The organism is Sphaerisporangium sp. NPDC051017 (assembly GCF_040683095.1).
Lineage (GTDB): Bacteria > Actinomycetota > Actinomycetes > Streptosporangiales > Streptosporangiaceae > Sphaerisporangium.
Genome location: NZ_JBFBCI010000135.1, coordinates 1,506 through 2,883 on the forward strand (window position 1 = coordinate 1,506; position 1,378 = coordinate 2,883).

Consider the following 1,378-nt stretch of genomic DNA (forward strand, 5'->3'; position numbering starts at 1 on the left):
AGAAACCCATGCCTGGCTACACGTGTGAATGCCACGACTTCGGCGGCGTACTTAAGCCCCGCTACATTGTCGGCGCAGAATCACTTGACCAGTGAGCTATTACGCACTCTTTCAAGGATGGCTGCTTCTAAGCCAACCTCCTGGTTGTCACTGCGACTCCACATCCTTTCCCACTTAGCACACGCTTAGGGGCCTTAGTCGGTGGTCTGGGCTGTTTCCCTCTCGACCACGGAGCTTATCCCCCGCAGTCTCACTGCCACGCTCTCACTTACCGGCATTCGGAGTTTGGCTGACGTCAGTAACCCGGTAAGGCCCATCAGCCATCCAGTGCTCTACCTCCGGCAAGAAACACGCAACGCTGCACCTAAATGCATTTCGGGGAGAACCAGCTATCACGGAGTTTGATTGGCCTTTCACCCCTACACACAGATCATCCCCCAGGTTTTCAACCCTGGTGGGTTCGGTCCTCCACACGGTCTTACCCGCGCTTCAACCTGCCCATGCGTAGATCACCCCGCTTCGGGTCCACAGCATGCGACTTCGGCGCCCTATTCAGACTCGCTTTCGCTACGGCTCCCCCACACGGGTTAACCTCGCCACACACCATGACTCGCAGGCTCATTCTTCAAAAGGCACGCAGTCACATCACAGACGGGCAAGCCCGCCTACGCTCCTACGGCTTGTAGGCACACGGTTTCAGGTACTATTTCACAACCCCTCACCGGGGCGCTTTTCACCTTTCCCTCACGGTACTCGTGCACTATCGGTCATCAGGGAGTATTCAGGCTTACCAGGTGGTCCTGGCAGATTCACACAGGATTCCTCGAGCCCCGTGCTACTTGGGATCCCCTCAAGAAGCCGACACGATTTCACCTACCCGGCTCTCACGGTCTACGGCGCCCCTTCCCAGAGGCTTCGGCTATCACATCGGTTTATCACTTCACGAAGCGGCAGCGGCCACTCCACGAGGGTCCCACAACCCCACACACGCAACACCCGCCGGCTATCACACGCGCATGGTTTAGCCTCATCCGCTTTCGCTCACCACTACTCACGGAATCACTGTTGTTTTCTCTTCCTACGGGTACTGAGATGTTTCACTTCCCCGCGTTACCACCAACCGCCCTATACATTCAGACGGCGGCGACACCACATGACTGGTGCCAGGTTTCCCCATTCGGACATCCCCGGATCAACGTCTGGTTGGCGACTCCCCGAGGCTTAACGCAGCCTCCCACGTCCTTCATCGGCTCCTGATGCCAAGGCATCCACCGTGTGCCCTAAAAAACTTGGCCACAAAGATGCTCGCGTCCACTATGCAATTCACAAACAACAAACGAGACCACCAGCCCCACCCACCACCAGACACCCACACCCC

Annotated in this window: 1 rRNA gene (running past one end of the window); it reads right to left on the bottom strand. The window is 57.3% G+C overall.

Annotated elements, in window-relative coordinates:
* Positions 1 to 1,295 (bottom strand): 23S ribosomal RNA (locus AB0M95_RS40760) (it extends 1,493 nt beyond the left edge of the window).
* Positions 1,296 to 1,378: the final 83 nt, after the last annotated feature.